General features: G+C 42.8%; 18 protein-coding genes and 1 pseudogene. 6 read left to right on the top strand and 13 right to left on the bottom strand.

The window, feature by feature from the left end; translation table 11 throughout:
- Positions 1–181 precede the first annotated feature (181 nt).
- Positions 182–742 (top strand): TetR/AcrR family transcriptional regulator, encoded by a 561-nt coding sequence (locus ACZ427_RS03395; protein WP_461178314.1) that lies wholly within the window; start codon positions 182–184, stop codon positions 740–742.
- Positions 743–1,182: 440 nt separating this feature from the next.
- Here the strand turns inward: ACZ427_RS03395 and ACZ427_RS03390 are convergent.
- From ACZ427_RS03390 to ACZ427_RS03380, 3 genes and pseudogenes are all read right to left on the bottom strand, one after another.
- Positions 1,183–2,276: pseudogene (locus ACZ427_RS03390) on the bottom strand (acetyl-CoA C-acyltransferase).
- On the bottom strand, positions 2,273–3,727 hold the full coding sequence (locus ACZ427_RS03385; protein ID WP_461178313.1) for an AMP-binding protein: 1,455 nt from the start codon (positions 3,725–3,727) through the stop codon (positions 2,273–2,275). Before ACZ427_RS03385 ends, ACZ427_RS03390 begins: the two are co-directional and overlap by 4 nt.
- A 95-nt stretch (positions 3,728–3,822) precedes the next feature.
- Positions 3,823–4,383, bottom strand: a complete 561-nt coding sequence (locus ACZ427_RS03380; protein ID WP_461178312.1) for a biotin transporter BioY — start codon at positions 4,381–4,383, stop codon at positions 3,823–3,825.
- Positions 4,384–4,483: 100 nt separating this feature from the next.
- On the opposite strand from ACZ427_RS03380, the gene ACZ427_RS03375 reads away from it, so the two are divergent.
- Positions 4,484–4,915: a hypothetical protein gene (locus tag ACZ427_RS03375; protein ID WP_464883525.1), complete on the top strand. Its 432-nt coding sequence runs from the start codon at positions 4,484–4,486 to the stop codon at positions 4,913–4,915.
- 34 nt (positions 4,916–4,949) lie between these two features.
- Here ACZ427_RS03375 and ACZ427_RS03370 read toward each other — a convergent pair whose 3' ends face one another.
- Both ACZ427_RS03370 and ACZ427_RS03365 read right to left on the bottom strand, forming a co-directional pair.
- Positions 4,950–5,783 (bottom strand): DUF6574 domain-containing protein, encoded by an 834-nt coding sequence (locus tag ACZ427_RS03370; RefSeq protein ID WP_461178310.1) that lies wholly within the window; start codon positions 5,781–5,783, stop codon positions 4,950–4,952.
- Positions 5,784–5,801: 18 nt separating this feature from the next.
- Positions 5,802–7,259 (bottom strand): TcaA NTF2-like domain-containing protein, encoded by a 1,458-nt coding sequence (locus tag ACZ427_RS03365; protein ID WP_461178309.1) that lies wholly within the window; start codon positions 7,257–7,259, stop codon positions 5,802–5,804.
- A gap of 268 nt (positions 7,260–7,527) precedes the next feature.
- Here ACZ427_RS03365 and ACZ427_RS03360 point away from each other — a divergent pair, with 268 nt between their 5' ends.
- Entirely contained in the window at positions 7,528–9,462 is a 1,935-nt protein-coding gene (locus ACZ427_RS03360) for a zinc ribbon domain-containing protein (RefSeq protein ID WP_461178308.1), read from the top strand.
- 264 nt (positions 9,463–9,726) lie between these two features.
- Here the strand turns inward: ACZ427_RS03360 and ACZ427_RS03355 are convergent, their stop codons facing one another.
- A complete protein-coding gene (locus ACZ427_RS03355; RefSeq protein WP_461178307.1) occupies positions 9,727–11,256 on the bottom strand; it encodes a Na+/H+ antiporter NhaC family protein in 1,530 nt (509 codons plus the stop codon).
- 420 nt (positions 11,257–11,676) lie between these two features.
- On the opposite strand from ACZ427_RS03355, the gene ACZ427_RS03350 reads away from it, so the two are divergent.
- The gene (locus ACZ427_RS03350; protein WP_461178306.1) at positions 11,677–11,931 is read left to right on the top strand and encodes a GlsB/YeaQ/YmgE family stress response membrane protein; all 255 of its coding nucleotides are present in this window, start codon (positions 11,677–11,679) and stop codon (positions 11,929–11,931) included.
- A 66-nt stretch (positions 11,932–11,997) separates the two neighbouring features.
- Here the strand turns inward: ACZ427_RS03350 and ACZ427_RS03345 are convergent, their stop codons facing one another.
- Positions 11,998–12,783, bottom strand: coding sequence for an alpha/beta hydrolase (locus ACZ427_RS03345; RefSeq protein ID WP_461178305.1), 786 nt, complete (start codon positions 12,781–12,783; stop codon positions 11,998–12,000).
- A 339-nt stretch (positions 12,784–13,122) separates the two neighbouring features.
- On the opposite strand from ACZ427_RS03345, the gene ACZ427_RS03340 reads away from it, so the two are divergent.
- On the top strand, positions 13,123–13,620 hold the full coding sequence (locus tag ACZ427_RS03340) for a hypothetical protein (RefSeq protein WP_461178304.1): 498 nt from the start codon (positions 13,123–13,125) through the stop codon (positions 13,618–13,620).
- Between the two features lie 352 nt (positions 13,621–13,972).
- Positions 13,973–15,469, top strand: coding sequence for a BCCT family transporter (locus ACZ427_RS03335; RefSeq protein ID WP_461178303.1), 1,497 nt, complete (start codon positions 13,973–13,975; stop codon positions 15,467–15,469).
- A 299-nt stretch (positions 15,470–15,768) separates the two neighbouring features.
- Here the strand turns inward: ACZ427_RS03335 and ACZ427_RS03330 are convergent, their stop codons facing one another.
- The 6 genes from ACZ427_RS03330 to ACZ427_RS03305 all read right to left on the bottom strand — a co-directional run bounded on the left by ACZ427_RS03330 (position 15,769) and on the right by ACZ427_RS03305 (position 23,440).
- The gene (locus ACZ427_RS03330) at positions 15,769–16,116 is read right to left on the bottom strand and encodes an ASCH domain-containing protein (RefSeq protein ID WP_461178363.1); all 348 of its coding nucleotides are present in this window, start codon (positions 16,114–16,116) and stop codon (positions 15,769–15,771) included.
- A gap of 130 nt (positions 16,117–16,246) precedes the next feature.
- Positions 16,247–18,010 carry an L-lactate permease gene (locus ACZ427_RS03325; RefSeq protein ID WP_461178302.1) on the bottom strand — a complete coding sequence of 588 codons (1,764 nt, stop codon included), beginning with the start codon at positions 18,008–18,010 and terminating at the stop codon, positions 16,247–16,249.
- A 95-nt stretch (positions 18,011–18,105) separates the two neighbouring features.
- Positions 18,106–18,873 (bottom strand): fumarylacetoacetate hydrolase family protein, encoded by a 768-nt coding sequence (locus tag ACZ427_RS03320; protein WP_461178301.1) that lies wholly within the window; start codon positions 18,871–18,873, stop codon positions 18,106–18,108.
- Between the two features lie 80 nt (positions 18,874–18,953).
- A complete protein-coding gene (locus ACZ427_RS03315) occupies positions 18,954–20,411 on the bottom strand; it encodes an FAD-linked oxidase C-terminal domain-containing protein (RefSeq protein ID WP_461178300.1) in 1,458 nt (485 codons plus the stop codon).
- A gap of 346 nt (positions 20,412–20,757) precedes the next feature.
- Positions 20,758–22,122 (bottom strand): (Fe-S)-binding protein, encoded by a 1,365-nt coding sequence (locus ACZ427_RS03310; protein WP_461178299.1) that lies wholly within the window; start codon positions 22,120–22,122, stop codon positions 20,758–20,760.
- A gap of 1 nt (position 22,123) precedes the next feature.
- Entirely contained in the window at positions 22,124–23,440 is a 1,317-nt protein-coding gene (locus ACZ427_RS03305) for an FAD-binding oxidoreductase (protein ID WP_461178298.1), read from the bottom strand.
- Between the last annotated feature and the right edge of the window lie 19 nt (positions 23,441–23,459).

The raw sequence follows: 23,459 nt of genomic DNA, 5'->3' as shown, positions 1-23,459 counted from the left end.
CAACAAACAGTTTTTTAATTAACGTTCAGTAGGCAACATATTAAAGCATCGTGTTGGAAAACAGGAGAAAAATTATGTGTAGAACGTTTCACCAAGTTCTTATGGCAATAAATCCCTGTATTGAACGTATGCAAGAAGAAGTTTTTATACATTTTACTGCTCTAAAAGGAGGAACAATGATATGAATGAAAAACTGGACCGACGAAAGAAATATACACGTATGGTATTAAAAGACAGTTTGATTGAATTATTAAATAAAAAACAGATTTCAGCTATCACCGTCAAAGAAATTTGTGCAGGGGCAGATATCAACCGTTCCACCTTTTATACACATTACAAAGACCCGTTTGATTTATTAAATGAAATAGAAAAAGAAATCATCGACGATATGAATTCCTACCTCAGTCAATATAATTTCAATAAAGAGGAGGAATCCCTGAAGATGATGGAGCGATTATTCGAATATGTCGTTTCCAAGCGCGAGGTCTTTCAAACACTACTTAATGAAAACGGGGACACCTCATTTGAGAGACGCGTGATGGAGGTCGCACGGGAATACCTGCTACAAAATTGGGTGGAATTCCATGAGCATGATGAAGACTTTTCCGAATATATCAGTATCTTCATCATCAGTGGATGCATTCATATCATCAAAAACTGGCTGAATAATGACTTTGATAAATCCCCAAAAGAAATGGCAGCATTCATCAGCCAAATAACGAATAATGGGTTGAAAGGATAGTGGGACAGAGGGACAGGTTCATTGTCCCAGTGGGTGGCTTCAGGTTCTGCGTTCGGGGTTGCGGGTCCTGCGGTCAGGGCGTCCAGTCATGCGGTCACAATCCGGCGTCCTGCGGTCAGGGCGTTGAGTACTGCGCTCAGGGGAAGGGGTTCTGCGCTTGCGGCTGCTGGTCCTGCGGTCATGCCGTCCAGTACTGCGCTCACAACCCGGCGTTCTGCGCTCGCGGCTGTTGGTCCTGCGATTATGCCGTCCAGTACTGCGCTCACAACCCGGGGTTCTGCGCTCATCGCCGAGGGTTCTGCGCTCGCGGCGTCGAATCCTGCGTTCAGGGGGCGTGCTTAGATCATCCTAAAAAGGGTGGTTGCTATTTTCCATAAATGCCCTCCAATTGCCGGACCACTTCCTCCGTAAGGCTCCACGTCACGGAAATCATTTTTGATTTATTCGACATGCTCCCACAACACCGCAATCCCCATTCCTCCTCCATCCCTATCACTGACAGGCAGTACTTCGACTTGTACCGTTGAACTTCATTAAATAATCGTGTCACCAAAATGGCACCTGACGCGCCGTAGGGATGCCCAAGCGCTATAGCTCCTCCCTCCACATTTAACTTATCGTATGGAAAAGAGAGTTTTTCTGAGAATAACACGGCTTTTGCAGCAAATGCCTCGTTTAACTCCACGAGATCAATGTCACTGGACGATAACTGATGCTTTTCCAGTATGTCAGAAGCAGCGGCAACAGCACCGGTAATCGGATAATTTGGATCTACCCCCACCGAGGTGCTGTCGACAAATCTTAAAATTGGCTGATAGTTGAGTTCATCGGCCTTTTCCTCGGACATCACCAGCACTGCTGCAGCACCATCATTGATCCCGCAGCAATTCCCCATCGTAACCGTACCATTTTCCATAAAGCTGGGAGATAACCGGGCAAGCATTCGTTTATAATTGATTCCCAACTTGAGACTTTCATCCTTTTTGGAAATCCCATCGATACTTACAATTTCATCATGAAAATGGTCTTTTTCCAAGGAGTTAATCGCGCGTTGATAGCTAAGCAGTGCATAATCATCTTGCATCTGTCTTGTGATTCCATATTTGTTAGCAGCTTGATCTGCTGCCACTCCCATTTCCGGATCTCCAATGCCTTCTGGTGAAAAACGGGCCCGCTCATCGTATGGCGATTGACTTGTACTTTCCACACCACCCGCGAGATAGATTTCCCCAGCACCGCCTTGAATGAGATGGCACGCAAGTCGGATAGCTTCCAATCCGGATCCACATTGCCGGTCAATCGTAACACCTGATGAGGAAACTGGCTGACCGCTTTCTAAAGCGGATAATCTCGCGAGGTTTCCTCCAGGTCCGACTACATTGCCTAGTAGAATATCATCCACCGGCTGTGTGAGATCGTGGACAAGTTCCTGAATCACAGCAGCAGCAAGTTTTTCAGGAGCATAATCTTTTAGGATACCTCCCTTTTTTCCGATGACCGTCCGTTTTGCTTTTACAATGACTGCCCGCTTCATTTGAGCACTCCTGTCTCTACGTATTTTCTTAATTCCTGACGGGAGACCTTTCCACCGGATGTATGGGGTACGCAGTCAATCCTTCTCCAAATTCGGGGGATTTTGTAGGCGGATAAACACTGTCGACAATAGGCTTTAAGTGCACGTATCGTCACATCACCTTTGATGCATGCAGCCACTTTCTCCCCCCAATAGGCATCTTTCACACCGAAAACAACGGCTTCCTCAACACCATCCATATCTTTCAATACCCTTTCTATTTCCTGGGGATAAATATTGGTCCCACCATAGAGAATCATGTCATTTTTGCGACCGAGTATGTATACAAACCCTTCTTCATCTCTTTTAGCGATGTCCTGAGCGGTCGCCCATTCTCCAGCAAAAGCTTTCTCCGTTTCTTCTTTATTGTTAATATATCCATCAAAAAGCATATTACTTCTCACATACAGCACGCCAGCTTCACCTGTGTCTACTTCCATTTCCTCCTCATTACGAATGCTGATCTCGACATTATGAAAAGCCCTGCCGACTGAATCACCATAGTTTGTCTGTTCTTCATCTTTAAGAACTGTAATATAACTGAGTTCAGACGTTCCGTAAAATTCATAAAATGCTGCATGTGGGAATTGAATCCGCATCGCCTGCTTCACCGAAGGCAGCCACTTGGCCCCCGTTGAAATGAACGAAATCTGCTGCTTCCCCTGCCATCCTTCTTCCATTAATGCCTGGATCATAGTCGGTACCACATACACAGCAGAAATCGGATTATGCTGAAGGATATTCATCAACCGGGCAGGAGAAAATTTTTTCAGCACATAGATGGTCCCACCCAAGTACAGTGTGCTAAGCGCCCCATATAAAAATGTTGAATTGACAAAAGACCCTGGGATTAAGACATGATCTGCCCCGGTCATTCCGAGATCGACCTGATTACATTGGAATGTCTCTACCCATGATTGGTGGGAACGGATAAATGCTTTTGGCTCGCCTGTCGATCCAGAAGTGAATCCAATGTAAAAAGGAATCTGCCCCCCGTCAACTGTACGGCATTGCTGTTGACTGTTACCTATCCAGTTCCTGATTTCTGTGGAAAAAATGATTTTAGCTGTCTGGTTTTGAAAAGAATCCTTTAAACGCTCATCAGCGATAATCAAATCAGGTTCTGTCTGTTTCAGCCGTTCCTCCATTTCCTGTTGCTTCCACCGCATATCCCCGACAATACTTGCCCACCCTGCCTCACTTGCACCTGCAAACACCTGCAGGAATACATGCTCATTTGGTAAGAAAATAGCAACCCGTCTGTGGACAGCTGTCTCCTGCGAAAAAGCAGATGCAGTTTTATGAACAATCTTGACCCACTCCTGGTAGGTAATGGTTTGTTCATCGGTTACGATCGCAGCGTGATCCGGATGCCGCTGTGCATGCTGGTGATATGTACCGGTAATCTTCATTCAGAATCCAACCTCCTTTTGTGGGAGCGAGGGGATGTTTTTTCCCCTCCCTAATCTCTCTACAACCTATAAAACATGAAAAGAATTCCACTGAATTAGATGCGGGCCCCCTTTTTAAATGGAACCACGTGATACAATTTAACAGCTATTAATGAAGCGACCGTCACTTTGATAAAATCCCCTGGCAGGAAGGCCAAACTCAAGAATGCTGCTTCCCTGATTGAAATCTGCATGAGCATAGCTTGAACCGGAATACCAAACAAGTAGATAACAAACACGCCGCCAATTATATTAATTAGCATCAGCTTCAAAAACGAGACATTCTTCATTCGGTAACACAGATAGCCGATGACAAAGGCACCTGCGACCCAACCAATCAAAAAGCCTGCTGACGGCATAAAGAAAACTCCTATTCCGCCACGCCCACCGGACAACAGTGGTGCCCCTGTCATAACGAGCAGTAAAAATAACACCTGGCTTAATGCTGCATATTTCGGCCCCAAATGCGCGCCCAACACACTTCCAGCCAGCATGACTCCTAATGTTTGCATGGTAACCGGAACAGGTGAAAAGCCTAAAGGAATAGGCGGAAGAATCCCTAATGCTCCCATAATTGCCGCAAACATAGATACATAGATTAATAGATTAAGCTTCATTGTCAACCACCCCTGTTTTTAAGTTAACAATAGTATAATGTTCTTTTCCCCTTTTGTAAATATAAAATTCAGTAAGATTTATAATTTTCTTTTTATTAGTGTGGCAAACCGTGGGGAATCGTTCGTCACGGCAGGGGGTTCGGCGTTCATCGCCGATGGTTCGGCGTTCATCGCCGATGGTTCGGCGCTCGTGGACTGGAGTCCTGCGTTCGTGGACTGGGGTCCTGCGTTCATGGGCTGGGGTCCTGCGCTCGATGCCAATGGTTCGGCGCTCGTGGGCTATGGTCCTGCGTTCATCGCCGACAGTTCGGCGCTCGATGCCAATGGTTCGGCGCTCGGGGCTGAGGTACTGCGCTCACCGTCGACGGTTCGGCGCTCGGTGCCAATGGTCCTGCGTTCACAGCCTGTAGTACGGCGCTCATGGTCAGAAGTTTGGCGTTCACAGACAGGGGTTCGGCGCTCGGTGACCAATGTTCTGCGTTTGCTCCCCAATATCCTTCCTCGATTAACCAAAATAGCCTTAATCCAATAAATGGATTAAGGCTACTTGTTAACTTTTGACGCTTCTATAAGCTTGGTAGTCTATCTAATATCGAGGAAACTATTACATCGCTTATGATGAAAAAGCCAATTGTAATTAGCACGACTGTAGCAAGGCTAAGATATATATTTTGCCCCTGTTTATTAACTTGGGACGCTTTTTCATATACTAGTAAAACAGGTACGAATAGTAAAGTTAAAACACCGGAAATCCCAAGCGGTACAGTTGTCAAAATTACAGATCCGATAAGGGCACCTAGCATAGAAATAACATTAAGCGCAGTAAATGGAATTAGCAATGCGCCGTATTGTGACACTAGTAATTTAAATGAGATTGGATGCTTCGCTGCTTTTATCATTGCAAAAGCACTGAAAAACGTTAGTGCTATGGCGACTACACTCAATAATATCATATTAAAAGTTACTGAAAAAAAAGGAACCGAAGTATCTGTAAAGCTACCTATAGTCGCATTGTACATGCTACTTAGCAAGAAATAAATACTCAATGAGAATGCAATAACGTACAGTCCCAACGTTATTAGTCCATTAACAAAATGATTTTCCGTTTGATTGAACGCCCGTGTAGGATTTTTTATTAACTCCAGAAAATAAGCCCAATAATCGCCCAATACATTTTTTACATTTTGAGCGGCGTCAGCTGACTGAGAAGGTGTTTGTTGTGTTTGCACTGGTGCTGCCCCTGCAGCTGCCTGATCCTGTGCTAGATTTCCTTGCGGTTGCTGCACAGATTGATGAGCGTCTGGGGCTACCGTTTGCCCGGACGCCTGCAACTCTGTCCCGCAGACTCCACAAAATTTTCCCGATTCCTGCTCATTATTACATTTCGGACATACTAACATCTTAAAACCCCTTTGTTCTTATTGTCGATCCCGGTTTGTTTCCAAATACTCAATGTTGGTAATTTTATACGATCCATCTTCAGAAACGAGCGTATAAACTTTCTCCCGGTCATATTCTGTTACGTCATTCAGGTGATTTGTAAATGTAAATAATTCATTTGTCGTAACCTCAATCTCATTCCCATCTTCGCTTACATCCAGGACTTCATTCGATGTGAAATCATAGTGATAGTCCGTATCTTCCAAATCCCCAATGTATTCACTTAACTCACTATCTGCAGTACTGTCATCCTGTAAAAATGAATCTATTTGACTGAAGTCTTTGTTATTCACCGCATTTTCATAGGCGTCACGGAAATCAAGGACAATCTCTCCGGCATCCCCTGAGTCTGTTTTAGTTTCAGACTCCGATTCTTCTTCCGTTTCGGTTGAAGCTACTTCCGCTTCAGACTGCGTTTCTTCTTGATAGATTTCAGTTTCATCAAAATTAAACGTGAGTCCTCCCCATCCGTTTTGACCTTCTGCGGTGTAGGTTTCCCCTTCTGAACTTGTCCATTCTGCATGGAGTTCCATTTCGCTGTCTTCTGGTACTGGACCAATTCTATCAAGCTCCATTAACCTTAATTCTGTATCCTCCCCATTCACAAATAATGTGGCATCAGGGATGTTGGTGCTAAACGCATACGTATTGTCCGCAAACGTGATTGGTAACTCATGTACTTCCTTTGCCCCGATGTCGAGAGTGTCCTCGTATGTAAACTCCCCGAATTCATTTTGGGCATGACCCAAAACAGCATAGGTCCCCGGATAGATTAGAAACTCTTCAGGCGCATCTGCCTTTAGTGTTTGTGACTCCTCACCAACCGTTATCTCGGTATCATCCATCGAAGCTGAAACGGACAGTTTTGTCGGGTTTGCCTCCAATGAATAAGTCGTATAAATCCCAAATACAAGCGGTTTCTTTTTCACCGTAAATAATTTCTCGCCTGTTACACTGGATAGGCTTTGGTCTAAGGGTGATGGGTTTTCCTGCTGTTTTTCCAGAAGTTCCAGATATTTTTCCCTTGTAAGGTCCCATTCATTATCCTTTATGTATGCAAAATAACTTTCCTCATCCAGAACCGCAGCATCATCAAAGGTAATATGACTCATAAATTCATCCCGGTCATTACTGGTTACAGCATTATCCATCGCCTGCAAATCTTTAATTGGGTCAAAATAGGATGATAGAAACAAATGTGTTCCAAAAAGGACCAGCAATAACCCTGCAGCTGTACCAATAAGTATTTTTGTACGCTTGGCCATTGGCTTTCGTGGTGCACTGACAGGTACTTCCTGTTGTGGTGTTTCCTGTTCAAACGAAGTTGCTGACGGTTTCGATTCAACGGGCTGGGTGGTTTCCTGCTTGACACCACATTCGGTACAAAAGGTTTGTTTTTCACTTAATTGAGAACCACAACTTGTGCAAAACTTCATTTCCTCTCCCTCCTTTCTAAATATTTTAACCTATGAATAATTTCCTACATTTTAATATTATAGCAAATTATGTAAATTTTTAAAGGGTATTTTAAAAAGAACAATAGATTTCCACATAAACTTGTTTAACAGTAATCATGCTTTATTTTAAAAGGAAAAAATATAATCATATAAAAGTTTGTTTATTTCAAATAGGACTATAATCACATTTGTTATTATGGTAATATTTACCCATACATAATAAATAAAATATAGCAGGAGAGATTTTATGGATTTTTGTAAAGAATGTGGCCAGAAAATTGAAAAGAAGGACCTGGAATTTTGTGTGAATTGCGGGACATCACTTACTTCAGATCCTTCGAAAAAAGAAGAAGCTTCTCAACAAGGTGCACCGGTATCCGCAAAACAAGCGGAAGCACCTAAAAAACCGATGACGAAAAAACAGAAAAGGCTGATGATTTTTGCCTCGGCAGCTGCAGTTTTATTCATTAGTTTATATTTTATTGGAAACACCCTCACTTCCCAGGAACGCCTAGTCAATAATTTCACAGATGCCATCAAGGAAGAGGATGCAGAAAAGCTTGCTGACACACTATCTTTCTATGAATCTGATGAGGAAATTGAGGCGGGAGACGTAGAAGGATTTTTGGCATTATTGGAAGAAGATCAGGACAGTGTCCAGGAGATTATTGATTCACTGAATAAGCAATCTGAAACAATGAACAACGGAGACATTCAAAAATCGGAGCTGGAAAAATTGGAGGTATTATGGTTTTCTTCCGGTGACAGCAATCACTTTATCATATTGGAAGAAGGAGACGGCTTTTTATTTTACGATACATATGAACTAAAGATTGATCCGGTGTATGTTACATTAAGCACCAATGTAGATGGAACAGCATTTTATGCGGATGAGAAGGAAATAACCACATCAGATTCCAGTGATTACAGCTATGAATTTGGTCCTCTCGTTCCCGGCCGGCATACATTTAAAGCAGTAAATGAAACAAACATGATCGATTTATCCACAGAAGAAGAGGTAGTTTTGACGCGTTCCGGGGAAAACGTCCATTTAAACCTGGATGCGGGGTATGTTCGCTTTGATATGAATATACCGCCATTGAAAAATACAGAAAGCAGACTGATTGTAAATGATGAGGAGGTAGACTTCGATATCTTTTCAGAAGAAGAATTTGGTCCGGTCACATTGGACGGCTCTACAACATTTACAGCAGAAATTGATTATCCGTGGGGTACGATGACAACGCCCAAAAAGCCGATAGAAGGTCATACAGCCCGAATTGATTTTACTGCAGATGAGAAATTACAGGAATCATTGGGAAATGCCTTAATCGATCATACAAAGCTATACTTAACAAGCTGGCAGGAAAATGATCCTTCCAAACTAGAGTATATGGCGCCGGATCGACTGGAAATCTATGAGAAGGATTTCGACCGTAATCATAAAAGCAAGAGTTTTTACGAAAAACAGGTGACCGGTGTGAAACTGGATTCAAAAAATATGCGATTGGATCAAAATGATGGCACATACTTTCTGTACGCACAGGTTCAGGAAGATACGATAGAAGCGAATTATTGGTCCACAGATCATCGAGAGCCGAAAGATGAATCTTGGACCTATCAATATGAATTTGTTTATGATGATGGATGGAGCGTATATGACAAAGGAGGTTCCTCTTATAGCACGCTGGATGCACCGATTGATTTGGGTCTGGAAACAGAGCGCTATATCGTTCAAGGATCAAATGCAAATCAGGAACTAGGTCCGGAAACAGAAGTCGCAAGCGAAGAGGTTTCGAATGAAAGCGAAGATGCGGATGACAGCTACACAGATTCCAATATAGAATCGATAACTTTAGGCTATATCGAAAATTTGGTAGAAGCAATCAATCAAAATGATTATAATATTGTCCGGCCATTTATCAAAGATGGAAGTGCACTGCAAGCTATGCAGGCTGAATTGGTTGATCATTTAAATGACTCCGGCATGTCACAGGAATTACTGGATGCCGAAGTCACAGATATCGAAGAAACCGGTGAAGGACAGTGGATTGTAACCACCAATGAGAAAGTAAAGTTAATCTATCAAAGCGGTAAGGAAGAAACCGAGGAATATGAATGGAAATATACAGCCGAAATTTCTTCAGATGGCAGTGAAATTGTATTAAGTAATATGGAATAACAGAATGGGAGGAAGCAAGTTTTTTGCTTCCTTCTTTTTTTGTTTGGGTGTTAGATGTTCGTGAGCTGGGAGTTCGGCGAGCATCGGCTGGGGTCCTGCGTTCATCGCCGACGGTTCTGCGTTCGCGGCCCGGGATCCTGCGTTCGTAAGCTGTGGTCCTGCGCTCATGGCTTGAGGTCCTGCGTTCATCGCCGACAGTCCGGCGCTCACAACCAATAGTACTGCGCTCACACCCGGGTTCGGTGCTCAACCCAAAACTTATTGTTAATATCCAGCCTTTTTCTCGTGTCGATTTCCCAAATAGCGAAGGAGGAAAAACTGAACAACGATACCAGTAACCAATAAAACGATACTGCTACCAATAACTGTATACAATAAATAGAGAACTCCCGCAATCCCAGCAGGCACGAGCGCGTATGGAATCTGTGTGTTGACATGGGCAATGTGATCAGATTCTGAGAAGATGGAAGCCATTACAGTCGTATCAGAAATCGGCGAAACATGATCCCCGAATATCGCCCCGGCAAAAATCGCTCCAATTATTATAGGTATGAGTTCTTCGCCCCCCATTGTGTACGCCATCGGGATAGCAACCGGTGTAAGTATGGACATTGTTCCCCAGGATGTACCTGTCGCAAAAGAGATAAACATCGCAATCACAAAAACGAGAAATGGCAGGAGAGCTGCCGTCATCCAGCCCTGTGTCGCATTGACCACATATTCCGCAGTCCCAAGTTCAGCTGTAACTGTTCCGATCGACCAGGCGAATACAATAATAATCAGCGCTGGAAGCATGGTACGAATACCGCCTAATAGTGTATCTTCACACGCCTTTAAACCTTTCCCCTGTACTAATGCAAGAATGATACCGACCGTCGTCATCGCAAAAGCACCCCATGTCAAAGCAATGGAAACATCGGTATCAGCAAGCGCATCCATCAATGATTTACCTGTAGCTCCTCCTCCTGCATACCATAATCCCCAGATACTTACAGAGATAAGTGCGACAAGTGGAAGGATAAAATTCCAAACACTTCCATCTTTCTTGAAAGGCTCTCCCAAATCCTGATCAACGGACGACAGTGGCGTGGAACCGTCCGGGATCAATTTTCCAGTAGTCTTGGTACGGTGCTCTGCTTTTGCCATTGGACCAAAGTCCTTACCGGCAATAATCATAGGCACTGCCAAAAGACAAAGAATAGCATAAAAATTCCAGGGAATGGACTGCAGGAAAGCGAAGTAAGGTTCCATTCCCACAATACTCAAACTGGCAAAGGCTGCTGCAATAAGAGAAACCTGAAAGCCAATCCAATCTGAAACAGGTCCAATCGTCGCTATCGGAGCAGCTGTCGAATCAATGACATAGGACAGCTTCTCCCTGGATACCTTGTGCTTTGCTGTAATATCCTTCGTCGCATTCCCAACAATGACCGAGTTTACATAGTCATTGAAAAAAATCAACATTCCTAAAAGATAGGGTAAAAATAACACCCTTTTCTTCGTTGTTAATCTTTTTTCCAGCGTCCTGATTAGACCATCCGATCCACCTGTTTTAAACATAAAAGCAGCACCAGTTCCAAGCAATGCAGTCATGACAAGGAAACGCGCATTCCATGGGTCAATCATCACATCTTTTATCCATGTAAATGTCACACCTACCGCTTCAAACGGATTCCCACCAACTGCAATCAGTCCACCTACCCAAATGCTAACAAAAAGTGAGAACAACACCCGTTTCGTCAAGATGGCCAAAATCACTGCAACAAGCGGTGGGACAACAGATAAAATATCCATTTCCTAACCCCCATTTCTTTTTATTAGTTAAAAAGAAGCATGTCTACACAAAACAGAAAGAAGAACAGCTGCAGATTTGTATATGTTTATGTTTTGGCAGGGGGCATTATGCCTTGTCTGGTGGATTGAGAGGTTTGGCGCTCGGAGCACAAGATACTGCGTTCATCGCCGATGGTTCTGCGTTCGTGGGCTGTGTTCCTGCGCTCGTGGCTTGAGGTCCTGCGTTCATCGCCGACAGTCCGGCGCTCGACGCCAAGGGTCCTGCATTCATAGCCAGTAGTACGGCGCTCATTCTCAGAAGTTCTGCGATCGCACCCTGGGGTTCTGCGCTTAGGTCAATGCTCCTCCCTCCCCTCTTATGTTTATAAAACAGTCATTTCGGTTAATTTAAAAGTACATCATGACAAGGAGGAATTATCGATGAGCTTTATTTGGAGTTTAATTGTCGGAGGTATTCTAGGCTGGATCGCAAGTCTAATTGTTGGTAAAGATATACCAGGTGGCATTATCGGAAATATCATCGCAGGTTTTATTGGTGCATGGATTGGTTCTTCCCTATTAGGAAGCTGGGGCCCTGAAATTGGCGGGTTTTTCCTTGTTCCGGCATTAATTGGCGCAATCGTGCTTATTTTCATTGTAAGTTTGATTATGAAGGCAATGCGAAAAAGTGCTTAAAGATGAAAAATCAAAGGGATGCTCCCGCAAACAGATTACAGAGCGTCCCTTTGATTTTTCTACTGGTTAGATAGATGTTGAATATTGACAATTATCCATTGCTCGTGCGTGCGCTTGACGCTGGATGAAATGATGGCAATCTCTGACAATTTTATCTTTGTCATTGTCCATTGATGCAACATGATAGGAATTTTTCAATACGGTCTTTTGTCTGATTGCTGAGCCGATATATTTCAAAATATAATCTGTATTTCCAGGTGGAACAACATGATCGTCCCTTGATTTAAAGCCAAGAACAGGGCAATTAATTTCGGAAAGAATTCGTGGTGTTTGATCCATTAATTTTTGCAGTTCATGAATAGATTGAAGCGGTGTTTGATCAAATGTTAGTTCATAAACATCTTCTGCCTTAATATCGGGATTCCCTTCCTGAAGAAATCTTGGTTTTGATTCTTCTCTGAGTCTCTCGTAGGACGGGATAGTTAGAGCAGGATTAACCAAAATAATTCCATCTATCGATTGATGTTTTTGTTCGAGCCAAAGTGCCAATGTGCCTCCCATTGACTGACCTAAAACGAAGACTTTCCTGCAGTGCTTTCTTAATTCCTGGTATCCTTCCTCCAGTGAATTGAACCAATCGGTGTTGCTGCATTTTTCCAAATCAAGATAATGTGTCCCATGTCCCGCAAGTCTAGGAGCAAGAACTGAATACCCATAGCGATTTAGTTTTTCACCGATATCACGTACACTTTGTGGTGTCCCCATAAAACCATGGGAAATTAGAATCCCCGTTTTTCCCCCTTCCATCCAAAACGATTCTGCACCAGAGAGAACTGGAAATTTCTTAGCCATTCTTCTTCCTCCTCATTCTTTTTATTATTTACGTCATTAATTATGATTAATTATATCAAATTACTCAGGTTTGATAAATAGTAAATTGATATTTATTATCCATCGGTTAAGTAGTTGTTCACAGAAGCTCTGCAATTTGGATTATCATACATGTTCATTTTTGTACTTTCGACAAACATGTGCAATAAATCAGAATATTTTTACATGATTCACGTCATCTCGCTATTGTTTGTCAGAAAGTATCAGTAATTGTAAAACGATTATAGCAGGGTTTTTAATCACCTTATAGAAACCGTAATATAAGAAGTTAATCGCAAAAAAATAAGGGGAGTGAATGATATGTTAAAGGAAGTTCTATACAAATGGATGCCAAATGATCAAATGAAGTGTGAAAAGAAGCTCACACGGATCATGAAGCGTTTAAGAGTCAGAAATTACGAATTTAACTGGGATCGAAATAGTTGCATTATCGAATTTCAGTACCAAGAGCAATCCTATAAGTTGGAGCATTCTGTGGAAAAAGCTAAAAAGCGGGGTATTTTCCTGAATAACGGATTGGAATGTCTGGCGGAGCTGACCCAATCGCTTGAAGGTATCTGTGATATCATTGACCGGGGGACATATAAATTTGAGACATGGATAGCCGGAATGGTACAGCCCGCTTCCGAACAGGAAATGCACGAATTTGAAGAAGAATTTCACATCAGATATACGTCATTGGGAAAACAAAACCGTTCCCATCCTAACAGTAATGAACATTTTCCGCCCTTTGGATCTGAATTATCTCTCAGGGATTTTGAGCAGGACCCAATTATCCAAAGTCCACCACATAAATAGAAATGTTCGTAAAAGGGGGGCGTGGACGGGGACAGTCTGCATACCTGGCTACACAAGTACATACAGGCCGCAGCATGAAAGAGAAAAACAAACGTAAATGTTTATTTTACGTTTGTTTTTTTGTACCTTTTCGTGTGGATTCAAACACCTTGCAGTTGAAATAGTAGTAATCCAAGCACAAATGATTCTCCAACGAACTGTTTAGATTCACTTATTACAAAACCTCTTGGTCCGCAGAGGTTTTTAATTTTCTGTTTAGCCGATACAGGTATTTGTATATCCATCCTAATAAACAGCCATACTAATCCCGTGATTCATTAAAGATAATTCAACTTCACGGGGGGGAATCTGCATGAAAAGAGTCTCGAGTGTCTTTTACATAACTGCCGCCTTGATAATAATTGCGGTATTATTGGGAGCTTTATTTCCTGTAGTGGCGGAAAGTGTTACAACAGATCTGAATACGTTCCTATCAACAACTTTCGGCTGGTATTACATGTGGATTATGCTGGGATTTATCGCTGTATCCGTCTTTATCGCATTTAGTCCGTACGGTAAAATCCGATTGGGTAAAGATAAGGAAAAACCTGACTTCTCCACCCCAACATGGATTGCGATGCTTTTCTCTGCGGGGCTAGGTATCGGTCTTGTATTCTATGGTGCAGCCGAACCGCTGCTTCATTCTTTTTCAGACGCTCCATTATCAGAGCCCGGTACGGATCAGGCAATAAAAGAAGGGCTTATGTTCACCTTTTTCCATTATGGGCTACATGGCTGGGCTATGTACGGATTAGTCGCACTCTCTCTGGCTTTCTTCCAATTTCGGAAAGGAGAGCCCGGTTTAATTTCCTCCACACTGAAGCCGTTACTCGGTGACAGAATGAAAGGACCGTTTGGAAAGGCAATCGACGTGCTGGCTACATTTGCAACCATATTCGGGGTGGCAACCTCATTGGGACTTGGTGCTGCTCAAATTAATGGCGGGCTTGAACATCTATTCGGTTGGGAAGCAAACTTCGCCACCCAATTTATCATCATCGCTGTCATTACGGTGTTATTTTTGATATCCTCCTGGTCCGGCTTAAGCAAAGGAATCAAATATTTGTCAAATGCCAACATGGTATTGGCAGTCTTACTATTTGGCAGCATATTACTTATCGGCCCAACCTTACTTATTCTGAATTTGTTCACGGAGTCCTTCGGGTATTATCTGCAGAACATCATTCAATTGAGCTTCCGTACTGCCCCTCTAGGCACGGATAATCGTGCATGGATGGATGCCTGGACCATTTTTTATTGGGCATGGTGGATTTCCTGGTCGCCATTTGTTGGAATGTTCATCGCCCGCGTATCTCGCGGTAGAACAATTAGAGAATTTATGATTGGTGTAATGATTGTGCCAACCGTACTTTGCGGCATATGGTTCTCCACCTTTGGCACCACAGCGATCAATGTACAACAAAGCGGCGTAGATCTGACACAGTACGCCATCGAGATAATGAACTTCCACATGTTTGCCAATTTACCATTTTCTTTTCTATTGTCACTGATCTCTATTTTACTGATCTTGACATTCTTTATTACTTCTGCCGATTCGGCCACCTTTGTTTTGGGAATCCAGACAACCAATGGATCTCTAAACCCGGGCAACAGCGTAAAAATCGTCTGGGGGCTTGCACTGTCCTCCGTAGCCATCGTCCTATTATACGTGGGAGGATTAACAGCACTGCAGAATACGGTTATAGCCGCTGCGTTCCCGTTTTCTTTTATCGTGATACTCATGGCCATATCTCTGTTAAAAGGACTGCAGACGGAACTCAGGTCGATGAAAAAAAGAAAAAAGATTTGAATGAATGAGTAAATAAGAAAAGCTGGGGAAAGAGCGGCACAATCTTTTTCTGTCTGTGGAATCTAGGGTGAGTCGTTCCAACATCCATTAAATCAAACTCTTTCATCACGCTATAGGGAGAACCTACATTAAACAATGATAGATGAAGGATGTTTTCTTATGATAAGTGATCCCCTTTAGATAATCATATCCAAAGGGGAAAACGGTTCAACTTTATTCCAAATCTACTGGATTTTGCTGTGCAGTTTTTTCCTTCCTAATGTGTAGTTGGAAGCAAGGCTACTCCTATACTTCTCCATTTATTCCCAAGCTTCATATTCGTGCACCCATACACGCATCTCCGGCTCCCATTTCATGCCAGGATGTATCGACAGGATGGACTGTTTATATTCATCAATATTTTTATACCCTTCCTGCACCGCCTGCCTATCCGTAATTTCACCAAGCTTTTGTCGAAAAACATCCTTTACAATGAATTTGCGATTCTTCAATATCATGGTTTCCCCAATATCTGCATAACGGCCACTTCGGCGTGTTGCTGTTTTTTGTCCATTGATTACTTTTTCCACGTCTGCCGGAACGGTAACGAGCTTGTCAATGGAACTCTGTTTTGGCGGAAGCGAGTGATTCTCCTTGCGCATGACCATTCTCTCCTTTTTACGATTGTCTTTAGTACCATTATAGGGGAAATGATAGATTGTGTCAGTAAACATCCACAGACATGACAAAGAGCCAAAGAGCCCCTTCATGATGAAGGAGCTCTTTGTCATGTCGTTTTTAAGAAGCTTTGCTGCGTTGGATACTATTTAAACGTCTGTTGTTCGTTGCGATAATGTAAATAGCAATCAGCCAAATAACAACGGCAATAATCGATCCGATGTTGAAAATTCCTTTTTCAGCTGTCCACATAATTGAATAGCCGATTGAACCTGCTAATAGCGCGTAATAGAAAAATGGAAGGAGTGTTTTACGAATAATATGTCCTTCTTTCCCTACAAGACCAACTACGGCCGATGCGGCAACAACGTTATGCACGCAAATCATATTACCAGCTGCACCACCAACTGCCTGCAGTGCAACCATCCATGATGGGCTCCCACCAATACCTTCCCCAACACCAAATTGGAAAAGAGAGAACATCATATTACTGATGGTATTACTACCAGCCACGAACGCACCTAATCCTCCAATTAACGGTGCAAATAATGGATACACAGATCCCGCCATGTCTGCGACGCCCTCTGCCAGAACCAGTGGCATTTCATTATAACCTGCTGCCCCGCCATCCGAGTTAAGAAACACCTGTACCATGGGAACAGTAAAAACAAGCGCAGTACTTGCCGCAATCATTGTTTTACCGGAACTTTTCCAGGCTCGAAGGTAATCGGATCCTTTCATACCATGCATATAAAAAGTGATTAAGGAAACCACAATAAAGATAAATCCTGGCGAGAAAAGGATGTCCCAGCTGGAGGAAACTTCCGTTCCAAAAATATTCGGAATATTTATGCTTCCAGCTTTCAGCCAATCTCCAACAACCGTTAATCTGGAAACAAGTAAAAGAACAGCAATGAGAATATATGGAGCCCATGCACGAACCATACTAATTTTACCAGCGTAAATATCGCTTTGCTTCAGTTCAACACGTCCATTCCATGTAGGATCCCAACGGTCTTTTTCTTCAAAATCCCAGATTTCACTTTCTTTAGGCATAAGAAAACCTTTTTTGGCAGCTGGAATGACTATAATCAAACCAACTAACCCGCCAATCATTGCAGGAAATTCCGGACCTAATGTATTGGCAACAATCACGTATGGAATTGTCATCGCTACAGAGGCAAATAATGCAAATTTCCAAACCTTTAATCCTTCACTAAATGACTTGTTTTTCCCAAAGAATCTTGTTAAAAGTGCGACCAGAAATAATGGAATTAGCAGTCCTGCAATGGTATGAAGTATCGCAGTTTTCCCGGCAACTCCAAATACAAAGCTTGAAACATCCGTAATTTGACTAAGCGGCTCAACTCCCGAACCCACACCTACGATCATCGGTGTTCCAACTGCCCCGAATGAAACCGGCGTACTTTGTATAACCATGCCACTGACAACAGCTGCCATCGCCGGAAATCCGAGTCCAACCAGTAATGGAACAGCAACGGCTGCAGGTGTCCCAAACCCTGCCGAACCTTCAATAAATGAACCAAAAAGCCATGCAATAATAATTACTTGAATGCGGCGGTCTGGTGTTATGTCTGTAAATCCGCGGCGAATCGTATGAAGCCCTCCACTTTCTTGAAGTGTGTTTAAGAGTAATATTGCACCAAAAATAATGTATAAAAGCGTAACAGCTACAATCAGACCATGAACAGATGCAGCAGCAACTTTCGGAAATGCTACATCCCAAACGAATAGGGCCAGTAATACAGCAGCAATGTAAGAAAGCGGCATAGCTTTACTTGCTGGCCACTTTAGTCCCACTAATAAAACTGCAACAACAATAATTGGAAGAAAGGCCAGAATTGCTAATACTCCAGTACTCATTTTTTACATCCCCTTTTTTAAATAAAATTTATACATTCAGGTAACGAACCTTCTCTATGTTTAATCTTAGAAGGGGGAAAAATATTAAAGTTTCATTAATAACCTTGGGTAACGGGATTACGCAGTTCACCAATTTCAGCAATTTGGCAGACGATTTCATCGCCGGCTTTCATCATTTCAGCACCAAGTGGACTTCCAGTTAGAATCACATCACCTGCTTCCAGTGTCATAATGCTGGAAAGATAAGCAATCATTTTTCGTATTGAAATAATCATAAGCGTTGTGGTACTATCCTGCTTCTTTTCACCGTTTATAGATGCTTCCACTCTAACTTTGTCAGGATCCAGTTCTGTTTCGATATATGGGCCAAGCGGTGTAAATGTATCGAATGACTTCCCTACCATCCAATGTCCATCTTCATGGAAAAATTGCGGTGCCGTAACATCGTTAGCTACCGTATAACCAAAAATAGACTCGGTGACCTCTTCTTCAGAAATATTGCTTGTACGTTTACCAATCACTACCGCAAGTTCGGATTCGAATTTCACTTCTTCTATTTTACTTGGGACAACAATTGGTTTCCCGCTCCCAATTACAGAAGAAACCGGCTTATAAAAAAATACAGGAATATCAGGAACTTCAGAAGGTAAATCCTCTGTTTTACCAACATAGTTTGCACCAATACCAATCACCTGTCTTGGTGTTAGCGGTTCCAATATTTCAACCTCTTCTTGATTGTGTATGACATCTAAATGTTGCCAATCGGTAAATATATCTCCTTCAATTTGTTGGATACTATTATCTGTCACGATCCCTTGTAAAATTGCTCCATCCGTTTGTTTTCTAAATCTGACAAATTTCATGATTATCACCCCTATAGTTCCTAATATTTAGATAATTGACAACTTTTCTCTGCCATTCCGCTACATTATGTCTTAAAGGTTCATACTTCCACTTTTTCAGGTACTTGCTTGACTTCGACACAACGACCAGGTAAAGGGAATAGTTTTCCTGGATTTAATAGGTCGTCTGGATTGAATATAGCACGTATATCCGTTTGTGCGGCAATTTCTTCGTCACTGAATACGAATCGCATTTCAGCTGACTTTTCAATCCCGACTCCGTGTTCGCCAGTAATCGAACCACCAACATCCGCACAAACCTGTAAGGCTTCAGAACCCGCTTTTGAAGCACGCTCACTTTGACCTGGAATACTTGCATCGAACAAAATAAGTGGATGAAGGTTTCCATCACCTGCATGGAAAATATTCGCAATGCGAAGATCATACTTTTTACTAATTGCTGTAATTTTACCAAGCACCTCAGGTAACCGCGTTCTTGGAATAACACCGTCCTGAACGAGGTAGTCAGGCGAAATTGTCCCCATGGCGCCAAATCCCATTTTGCGGTTTGCCCACCAAAGTCCACGCTCCTTTTCATCTTTCGCCACTTTCACTTCACGTACATTGTTATTTTTACATACATTAAGAATTTCATCGATCTGATCATCAATTCCAGCAACTATTCCATCCACTTCAATTAGCAGAAATGCAGCAATGTCTCTCGGGTGCCCGACTGGATAAGCGGCAGATTCCACACCTTCGATAGCTATAGAATCCATCATTTCAAGAGCTGCTGGAATGATACCGGCAGAAATGATTTCTGAAACAGCCTGGCTTGCATCATTAATATCATCATAATATGCAAGAACGGTTTTCTTCCCTTCCGGATTTTTTAAGACTTTCACCGTAATTTTTGTTACAATGCCGAGTGTCCCTTCCGAACCTGTCAAGATCCCGAGCAAATCATAGCCTGGTCGATCCGGAACCCCTTCTTCTCCAATTTCAATGATTTCACCAGAAGGAAGAACAATCTCTAGTCCCAAAATATGATTGGTCGTTACACCATATTTAAGGCAGTGGGCGCCACCTGCATTTTCAGCAACATTCCCACCAATCGTACATGCATACTGGCTTGAAGGGTCTGGGGCATAATAGTAGCCCTTATCTGAAATAGATTGTGTCAATTTTAAATTAACATAGCCCGGTTCAATCACTGCTTTTCTATTCTCCAAGTCGAGGTCCAGCATCCGCTTCATCCGTACGAGACTAATGATGACTTCACCACCAAATGGAGTTGCGCCACCACTTAAGCCTGTTCCTGCTCCGCGTGCAATATATGGAACATTTTCTTGGTTTAATTGCTTCACAACTTCTGAGACTTGTTTGGTATTATTTACAAAAACTACTGCTCTTGGCATCCCTTTTGACAGCGTGTAACCGTCACATTCATATGCAATGAGATCTTCTTTCAAATAAAGAACTTCACTTTCTCCAACTATATTGATTAATTTTTGAACAACAGCATCCTGGCTTTGTTTTTTACGTTTTTTTCCAAACAAACTTCCACATCCTTTCTCATCACGATTTCATTCCCTTGCCTGCTTCTTTCTTTTGGCACAAAAACGATCAATTGCTACGTACGCTGCGATCTCCGCTGCGGACCGTTGCTTTTTAGCGGGCACGGCTTCAGCCTCCTCGAGAAACCCACTCTGCGGGGTCTTCAGACACGTGCTGTTCCCGCTGGAGTCAACGGTCCGCAGCTCCAATCAACCGTCACATAAGTATTTTGGTAAAGTTGCAATGCACAATCAGCGAAGTGTATTTCCGTAGCAGTAAAAGGCACCAACTACCGTTGATTTTACGTCGCATTTTATATCAACTACAAGCTTTAAGGGGCAATGAAGTTTATGAATAGGACTTTTCTTTTTCATATGCCCAATCAAGCAGTTGAACGGTATGGACAACTTTTTCACTTCTACCATATTTTTCAACACCCATAGCGATTTGGAGCATACAACCAGGATTACCCATCGAAATCATTTCAACGTTGTCAGGAACATCTTCAATCTTACGGTCAAGGAGCGCTCCAGCCATCTCGGGATGTGTGAGATTGTAGATACCAGCACTTCCACAGCATCTGTCTGCATCAGGTAAATCGACCATTTCCACACCTGGAATTTCTTTTAACAGTTGCCGGGGTTCAAAACGTATGCCCTGCCCATGAGCTAAATGACAAGCGTCATGGTAGGTGACCTTCGTTTTAATTTCTGCTTTTGGCCGTTTAAAATCATTGTCATACAAAAATTTGGAAACATCTTCAATCTTTGCCGAAAACTCTTGTGCTAACGGAAACATTTCGGGATCATTTCTGAATAATTCATCATATTCCTGAAGCGCACACCCACAGCCTGCAGCATTGACGAGCACTTTATCGTAATCTTTAAAAGCCTCTATGTTTTGTTTCGCAAGTGCTTTCCCTGTGTCCCTCTCACCAGCATGAATATGAAGTGCACCACAACATCCCTGTTGTTTCGGCAATCCAACTTCAAATCCATTATGTGTAAGCACTCGAACCGTTGATTCATTAACATCACTGAACATGACATCCATCACACAGCCTGTTACCATGCCGACCCGTTGTTTTGTCTCTCCTTCAGCCGGAACGATTTCCGGATACCTGCCGAGAATCGGTTTTTCAACTTTGGGTAGAATGGCTTCCATATCCTTCATGTGTGTTGGCATAACATTTAGCAAGCCAGTTTTCCTTACAACACCTTGTAATCCGCTCTTTTGGTAAAACCTCATTAAAGAACCGAGTGAATTCATGCGCTTCTGATATGGAAAAAATCCCTTCAAAGCTGTCTTGCTAAGTGCACCTGCAAAACCTTTTAACGGCATCGCCTGGCGAATTTGCCCACGGGCTTCTTCAATCATGCCACCGACTTGAACATCTGCTGGACATGCTGTTTCACAAGCACGACAATCAAGGCAGTCAAAGACAGGTTTAGAAAAAGCTTCATTCACATCAATTTTTCCTTCCGCTACGGCTTTTACTAAATGAATGCGGCCTCTGGGTGAATGTTGCTCTTCCCCTGTTTCCTGATACGTCGGGCAAGCTTCAAGACACAAGCCACAGTGAACACAGTCTTGCCATTTATTTTCATCCGGAAGATCTTCCCAAATAAAGTTTCCCAACCCCTTCGTTTCACAGGGTGCACCAGTTTTTGTATTGTCCAGGACATTTACTGATCTGTTTTCATCTCCACTCATTTTAGATACCTCCTACAAAACGTTGGCGGTTCAGGAGTTTTTTTGGGTCGTTTGTTCGTTTAATACCTTCTAATAAAGCAAAATACCCTGGTTTTTCTCCCCATACACTAACCGCTCCTCTTAATGAAAATGGCAAATGTGTACATACGACATACCCTTTTTTTTCCTCTACCTTTTTCCGTAGTGCTTTAATAAAAGAGACAATATCTTCAGGAAAACCTTGGACATAAACTTTTGAAATACCATGTCCAACGCCACCATGGGCTTCAATTTCCACCTGGAACGCTTCAGCAAACTCCTCGGCTACTTTTAGATTAACGAGCACATCTAAATTATTGCTCCCGATTTTCAACGCAGCCTGGGTGTCTGCCTCGTTCTTGTCATCATTGTAGCCGTTTGGTCCGAAATGATGGAATCTTTCCCACCACTGTCTTGCCTCTTCTTCATGCAACACGGCATGCTCAGCGCCAATAGGCAGATGTTCCTTAATCCAATCTTCCTGATAAAGAACGGCGTTTTCCCTGTCTTCAAATGCAATTGCAAGTGTATAATGACGTTTGCCTGTCATCTTTTCAGCGATTCGTGGATTTAAAATTTCCAGCGATACCGGTTCCATCAGAGAATCAAGCAGTTTTACCGAAAATTCATGAATCGCTTCTGCATTGCCATCCGGAAACCCCATCAGGAACAACCCCTCATATTTCGGGAGCGGTCTTAGTTTAATCGTGATTTCGCTAATGACACCAAGTGTTCCCATTGAACCGACGAAAAGCTTATTCATATCGTAGCCTGCCACGTTTTTTACAACTTTACCGCCTGTACGGATGACCCTTCCATCCGCATATACGATTCGCATGCCAATGACCAAATCTCTAGCAGATCCGTAAAGCAGTCTTTTTGCCCCACTATCATTGCTAGAAACAATGCCGCCAATCGTTGCAATTTCCGGCCAGGAAGTATCAAGCGCAACACGCTGCCCATGTTTGGCTAATTCGTCTGTAATTTCTTTTAACGTCGTTCCGGGGCTGACCGTCAATGTCAGGTCGCCGACGGAATGCTCCACAATACCTTTGTATTTGGCAAGTGATAATAAAATATCTGCTTGTTCCATCATTCCCCCGTAACCCCGTTTCGTCCCACCTGAAACGACGTTGACCGTTTTATTATTTTCGTTCGCATATGTGAGTACTTTCGAGATGTCTGCTTCACAATAGGCTTCAATCACTTGCATTCCGCCATTGCCAAGCATATGGACTGCTTCCTCGTTCTGTCTCATTTGTTCTGTCGGCAAAACACCTTCTAAACTTGGAGAAATCATCTCTTTCTTCCCCCTTAAC

This window comes from Virgibacillus ainsalahensis (assembly GCF_055380755.1).
This window is presented reverse-complemented; position numbering and strand designations above follow the sequence as displayed.

Excerpts from the sequence above, each read along its gene's own strand:
- ACZ427_RS03395 (WP_461178314.1), top strand. The coding sequence starts at position 182 with ATGAATGAAAAACTGGACCGACGAAAGAAATATACACGTATGGTATTA.
- ACZ427_RS03385 (WP_461178313.1), bottom strand. The coding sequence starts at position 3,727 with ATGAAGATTACCGGTACATATCACCAGCATGCACAGCGGCATCCGGAT.
- ACZ427_RS03380 (WP_461178312.1), bottom strand. The coding sequence starts at position 4,383 with ATGAAGCTTAATCTATTAATCTATGTATCTATGTTTGCGGCAATTATG.
- ACZ427_RS03370 (WP_461178310.1), bottom strand. The coding sequence starts at position 5,783 with ATGTTAGTATGTCCGAAATGTAATAATGAGCAGGAATCGGGAAAATTT.
- ACZ427_RS03365 (WP_461178309.1), bottom strand. The coding sequence starts at position 7,259 with ATGAAGTTTTGCACAAGTTGTGGTTCTCAATTAAGTGAAAAACAAACC.
- ACZ427_RS03360 (WP_461178308.1), top strand. The coding sequence starts at position 7,528 with ATGGATTTTTGTAAAGAATGTGGCCAGAAAATTGAAAAGAAGGACCTG.
- ACZ427_RS03355 (WP_461178307.1), bottom strand. The coding sequence starts at position 11,256 with ATGGATATTTTATCTGTTGTCCCACCGCTTGTTGCAGTGATTTTGGCC.
- ACZ427_RS03350 (WP_461178306.1), top strand. The coding sequence starts at position 11,677 with ATGAGCTTTATTTGGAGTTTAATTGTCGGAGGTATTCTAGGCTGGATC.
- ACZ427_RS03345 (WP_461178305.1), bottom strand. The coding sequence starts at position 12,783 with ATGGCTAAGAAATTTCCAGTTCTCTCTGGTGCAGAATCGTTTTGGATG.
- ACZ427_RS03340 (WP_461178304.1), top strand. The coding sequence starts at position 13,123 with ATGTTAAAGGAAGTTCTATACAAATGGATGCCAAATGATCAAATGAAG.
- ACZ427_RS03335 (WP_461178303.1), top strand. The coding sequence starts at position 13,973 with ATGAAAAGAGTCTCGAGTGTCTTTTACATAACTGCCGCCTTGATAATA.
- ACZ427_RS03330 (WP_461178363.1), bottom strand. The coding sequence starts at position 16,116 with ATGGTCATGCGCAAGGAGAATCACTCGCTTCCGCCAAAACAGAGTTCC.
- ACZ427_RS03325 (WP_461178302.1), bottom strand. The coding sequence starts at position 18,010 with ATGAGTACTGGAGTATTAGCAATTCTGGCCTTTCTTCCAATTATTGTT.
- ACZ427_RS03320 (WP_461178301.1), bottom strand. The coding sequence starts at position 18,873 with ATGAAATTTGTCAGATTTAGAAAACAAACGGATGGAGCAATTTTACAA.
- ACZ427_RS03310 (WP_461178299.1), bottom strand. The coding sequence starts at position 22,122 with ATGAGTGGAGATGAAAACAGATCAGTAAATGTCCTGGACAATACAAAA.
- ACZ427_RS03305 (WP_461178298.1), bottom strand. The coding sequence starts at position 23,440 with ATGATTTCTCCAAGTTTAGAAGGTGTTTTGCCGACAGAACAAATGAGA.